Origin of the sequence: Devosia sp. (assembly GCF_040509215.1) — a bacterium.
In the GTDB taxonomy this organism is placed as follows: domain Bacteria; phylum Pseudomonadota; class Alphaproteobacteria; order Rhizobiales; family Devosiaceae; genus Devosia.
On record NZ_JBEVLL010000130.1, the window covers coordinates 1 to 5,182 of the forward strand.

Annotated in this window: 5 protein-coding genes; 2 read left to right on the forward strand and 3 right to left on the reverse strand. The window is 60.2% G+C overall.

All coding sequences use genetic code 11. From position 1 onward, the window contains the following. From ABW043_RS07060 to ABW043_RS07070, 3 genes are all read right to left on the reverse strand, one after another. Positions 1–1,425, reverse strand: a 1,425-nt coding sequence (locus ABW043_RS07060) for an ABC transporter substrate-binding protein (protein ID WP_353920513.1), incomplete at its 3' end; no start/stop codon positions are given. Between the two features lie 48 nt (positions 1,426–1,473). Further along, the gene (locus ABW043_RS07065) at positions 1,474–2,334 is read right to left on the reverse strand and encodes an ABC transporter permease (protein ID WP_353920514.1); all 861 of its coding nucleotides are present in this window, start codon (positions 2,332–2,334) and stop codon (positions 1,474–1,476) included. A 3-nt stretch (positions 2,335–2,337) separates the two neighbouring features. Continuing rightward, positions 2,338–3,261, reverse strand: coding sequence for an ABC transporter permease (locus ABW043_RS07070; RefSeq protein ID WP_353920515.1), 924 nt, complete (start codon positions 3,259–3,261; stop codon positions 2,338–2,340). 538 nt (positions 3,262–3,799) lie between these two features. Here ABW043_RS07070 and ABW043_RS07075 point away from each other — a divergent pair. Together ABW043_RS07075 and ABW043_RS07080 are read left to right on the forward strand one after the other, a co-directional pair. Next, the gene (locus tag ABW043_RS07075) at positions 3,800–4,549 is read left to right on the forward strand and encodes an exonuclease domain-containing protein (protein ID WP_353920516.1); all 750 of its coding nucleotides are present in this window, start codon (positions 3,800–3,802) and stop codon (positions 4,547–4,549) included. A 282-nt stretch (positions 4,550–4,831) separates the two neighbouring features. After that, positions 4,832–5,182: Rossmann-fold NAD(P)-binding domain-containing protein (locus tag ABW043_RS07080; RefSeq protein ID WP_502908610.1), on the forward strand; the 351-nt coding region annotated here is incomplete at its 3' end.

Genomic DNA, 5,182 nt, shown 5'->3' on the forward strand with positions numbered 1-5,182 from the left:
CTCGACATAGATCGGCTTGCGCTTCTCGGGATCGACCTCGGAGCGACCTTGGTTGAACAGTGCGGTCAGCTTGTCATCCGAAAATTTCGACCAGTTGAAATACTGGTCTTTCAGATACCAGAAGTGCATCGCATCAGGGTCGACGCCGATATATTGCGAGGGCGTCAGCGTCGATTTGCCTGCGGTGTTGGCGGCAAGCCATGCAGGAGAGGCCATCGCTTCCAGGTTTGCCTTGAAGCCGAACTCGTTGAGGTAGCCCTGGATTGCCTGCGCCTGCGCCATGTAGTGCGCTTTGTTCGAGATGGCGGTCAACTGCACGGTAAGCGGCTTGCCATCCTTTTCCCAACCGTCATTGCCCTTGGTATAACCGGCTTCGGTCAGAAGTGCCGCCGCCTTTTCCAGATCATGCGGATACATTTTTGCAAGCTCGGGAGCATAGCCGAGCATGCCTTCCGATAGCGGGGTGTAGCTCGGCGGGAACACGCCGGCCTCGGCCAACTGGATCACGTTCTTCTGGTCGATGATATGGAGGATCGCCTTGCGGACGCGGATGTCGTTGGTCGGCTCGAGCTGGGTGTTGATCGGAGCAAAGATGCCCATGCCGCTGATCGGCACTTCGTATCCGCTATATTTGCCGGACGCGCTCAGCGCCTTCCAGTAGAGGCCCGGAACCTGCTGCATGACCTGGCTCTGGCCGCTCTGGAACTGCTGCACGCGCGATTGCGGGTTGGTGACGATCTGGAAGGTCAGCTTGTCGATCGCGGCCGGTCCCTGGTGCTCAAGCGAAGGCGCCATCCAGTTGTAGTCGGGGTTCTTGACCAGCACCAGGCTCTGGTCCTGGGCATAGGACTGCAACTTGAAGGGGCCGGTACCGATCGGATGGGCGCCGAGATCGGCGCCATATTGCTTGATTGCGGCCGGCGACTGCATGCCGAGATAGGCCTCACCCATCTGTGCGAGAAGCGGCGCATAAGGCTCGGTGCAGTTGATCGTCACCTCATATTTGCCACTCGCACTCGCATCAAGGCAAGGGCCAAGCAGTCCACGCGAGATCTTCGACTGCGTGTTCTTGTCAGTGATATAGGCGAAGTTCGCCACCACCGCGTCGGCATCGAACGGGGTTCCGTCATGGAATTTCACGTCGTCGCGCAACGTGAATGTATAGGACTTGCCGTCGGCCGAAACCTTCCAGGACTTTGCCAGCAGCGGCTCGACCTGAAAATCCTTGTTCAGCCAGACCAGCGTGTCGAAGACATTGGCGAGAAGCGGCCCGACGTTGCGCGCGCCGGTGGTCACCGGGTTCAACGTATCGATCGTCTCGGCCCAACCGATGGTCAGGTCCTTGGCGCTGGCGGCGCCTGCGCCAAGGAGGGTCGCGGCAATAAGCGCCGCGATTGTGCGGCGGGACCGGAAGGCAAAAGTCATGCTCATTCTCCTCTGGGGTTGGCAGCTCTTAGGTGGCTGCGGATCTGGTTAGTCACGGATGATCGGGTCGAGTACGTCGCGCAGTCCGTCGCCGATCATGTTGACCGAGATGACGAAGAGCGCGAGGAACAGCCCGGGAAAGACGGTCATCCACCATGCGAGCGTCAGGAACATCTGCCCATCGTTGAGAATGGCGCCCCATTCCGCCTGCGGCGGCTGAACTCCGAGCCCGATAAAGCCGAGCGCAGTGATCCACAGTGCCGCGATCCCCAGCCAGGTGGTGGTCATGACGATGACACTGGAGAGCACATTGGGCAGCACATGGGTCAGAATGATACGCATCGATCCCGCGCCCAGTGTGGTGGCCGCATCGACGAAGGGCAGCGCCCGCACCTCGACCGTTGCACCTTCGACCAGACGCACATAAACCGGTACGAGAATGATCGAGATGGCGATCACGCCGTTCTCGATGCCCGGGCCAAGGATCGCGGTCACCGCCAGCGCCAGAAGGATGCCGGGGAAGGCCAGCAACAGATCGACAAGCCGCATGATGACGAAGCCTACGACGCCCTGAAAATAGCCGGCAATCAGGCCAAGCATGGTACCGACCAGGGCGCCCAGCACGACGACCGACAGGCTGGCGAGCATGGTCACCCGTCCTCCCCACAGAACGCGGGCCATCATGTCACGCCCGAAGGCATCGGTCCCCATCGGATGGGCAAGGCTCGGCGGGCCGAAGGTTGCCATCGCGTTCTGGAAATTGGGGTCGGCGGGTGAGATCATCGGCGCGGCCAGGACGCTGAGCACCAACAGTACGAAGATCGTAGAACCAATCATCAGGCCGCGATGGCGGGTGAATTTCGCGAACCGCCAGCGCACGGTTCCCTGGCTTGTGGAATGAACAGCCATCGCTCAGCGCCTCGCGATCCGGGGGTCGAGCAGCGGGTAAAGCAGATCGACGATGAAATTGATGATCGCGTAGATCGAGGCGATGATCAGGACGACCGCCTGTACGGTCAGGTAATCCTTGCCCATGATGGCATCGACCAGAAGCCGCCCCAGTCCGGGGCGGGAGAAGACCGTTTCGACCACCACCGTACCGGACAGCAGGTTGCCGACTTGCAGACCGACCACCGTCAGCACAGGCAGAAGCGCGTTGCGCAGCACATGGCGCAGGAAGACCTTTGTCGGCGTGAGCCCCTTGGCGCGGGCGGTGACCACATGTGCATTGGCCTGAGCGCTCAGGAGAGAGGAGCGCACGAAACGCGCATTGAAACCGATCACCCCCATCGCCAGTGTTACCGCCGGCAGCACCAGTCCGCTGAATCCTTGGCCGGAAACCACGTCGAAGATCGGGAAGGTTACCGCAAAAAGCAGGATCAACAGCATGCCGAGCCAGAAGCTCGGCACAGACATCAAAGCGAGCGCCACGCCCATGCCAAGCGTATCGGGCAGCCGGTTGCGTTTCAGCGCCGCCCACGAGCCAAGCAGCAGCCCGAAGGAAACCGAGAGCAGTAGCGCAGCCGCCGTGAGCTGGATCGTGGCCGGGAAGGCATCGGCCACCAACTCGATTACTGGACGCTGCTTGCTGTAGGAATAGCCGAAATTTCCCTGCAACGCATGGCCGATCCAGGTGAGATACTGCATCAGCATCGGCTGATCGAGGCCAAGCTGGTGACGCAGCCGGTCGATCGTCGCCGCATCGGCGGCCTGAGTGCCCATCAGGGCCATCACCGGATCCCCAGGGATCAGCCGCAGCATCAGGAAAGCGATGACCGATATGCCCAAGAGCAGGGCCAGGATCGAAATCAGGCGGCCAGCGAAGTAACGGAACACGTGGCCTCCTCGGCGGTCAGGGTGGAGCCACCGTGAACAGAATGCCACGGATTGGACTCGGTCTCGGCATTGAGGACCATGGCGACACCCTTATAGCTTTGCCCGGTCCGTTATATAGATATAGAACAGTTGAAAGGAAATTTGCACAAAAAATCCCGCTCGTCTAGGTCATGCAAAAAAAATCGGCATCCATGAGTGATCATTGACGGCTACGGATCGAAGCGGGCCGACGGAACTCGATTCCTTTCCGTCATGCCGGTCGATCCGTCACCAACTTCAATGGTCGAAAAGATCGGGCGCTGTCGCGAAGCTCAAGGCATCGCCGGCAAGACGGCCGCCAAAAGAGGTCAAATAATCCGATCTCATCCAGGCACGCATAGCCGCTTCCCACCACCTACTCTTTGGAGCGAGCGGTTCGAATGCTTCGGGTCACCTTGTCCCCAATCACCGACGCGAGGGTAGCGATACCCGGGAACCATCACAGTTCGATCTATATTTACGGGCAGATTGGGCTCAACAGGACAGGCCAGCATTCGATATGTTCAAATCCCGGGTTCGCGTCATCGATCTTGAAACCGGCGGCAACGGACCGACCGATGTGTGTGAAATCGGATGGCAAGACGTTGTCCTCGGCAATGACGGCAAATGGCAGGTCACGGAGGAACGGGGCGCTATTCTCGTCAATCCCGGCCGTCCGATTTCCGCGGACACGATGGCCGTCCATCACATTCTCGACGCTCAAGTCGCAGACGCACCATACTGGAAAGAAATTGCATCCACCGTTCTGCGGCCGCCTGGGCGGGTCGATGCACTGGCGGCCCATCGGGCGGCCTTCGAGCAGCGATATTGCACCCCGCGTTTCACCGGTGGCACGCCATGGATCTGCACCTGGAAATGCGCGTTGCGCGTATGGCCTGAACTGCCGCGCTTTTCCAACCAGATGCTTCGCTATCAGCGTATGCCGGAGGGCCTGATCCACGAAACAGGGCTGCCGGCGCACCGCGCCATGCCGGATGCATATGTCACTGCCCATCATTTGCGAGACCTTTTGAACGAGGTCTCGATCGAACAGTGCCTGATCTGGACGGGCGAACCGGGCCTTCTCCCCCGCGTGCCAGCTGGGCCAGAGCGCGGCAAAGGCTGGGATCGCCTCAGTGACGAGGTGTTAAGGGCATTCGTCCGGGATCGGGATGTGGATGTACGTTTCAGTGCCCAGACCGAACTGACCCGTCGAGGCGATCATGGGCAAGCGGACAACGCCGACCCCGCGCAAAGGACCCTCTTATGAGGCTGCGCATGAGCCGAGAGAGCCCATCCCCTGATAGTGGATAAGTCGCTAAGCCTACCTACCCTCCTGAAACCGACGACCCGATCATTGAAGCTGAACCGATCCGGGATTTGGCCACGCTTCTTGAATACCCTTTACACCATACGCTCCCCACATTCGCACTGTGGCCACGTAACGTGTCCGGCTTCCGTCAGCTTGCGGCATCTTGGATCGCTCAGCCGCGTTTCGATGGTCTCGGGCGGACGACGGCAACTTCTGGCCCCACTTTGGTGTTCTACCTTCATGGAAAATCCAGCCCGCCCTCTGTTGCAGTCCCTGCCGAATGACTTCCGGACCGTCGTCATCGGGGCGAGCGGGGGGATCGGCGCGGCAGTCTGCGAACTGGTGGGGCAGCAGGCGAATGCCGGCGAAATCATCAGCTTCTCACGGAGCAGAGATGGGTTCGATTTGCTTGACGAGCGAAGCGTGGCTGACGGGGCCGCGTCGATGGCTGGCAGGCCGATCCATCTTCTATTCTGTGCAACCGGCATATTGACGACTGAAGGGCGCGCACCGGAAAAGTCCATGCGCCAGATCGATCCCGACAACATGCTGGACCAGTTCAGGACAAATGCCGTCGGCCCCGCCTTGGTC

Excerpts from the sequence above, each read along its gene's own strand:
- ABW043_RS07065 (WP_353920514.1), bottom strand. The coding sequence starts at position 2,334 with ATGGCTGTTCATTCCACAAGCCAGGGAACCGTGCGCTGGCGGTTCGCG.
- ABW043_RS07075 (WP_353920516.1), top strand. The coding sequence starts at position 3,800 with ATGTTCAAATCCCGGGTTCGCGTCATCGATCTTGAAACCGGCGGCAAC.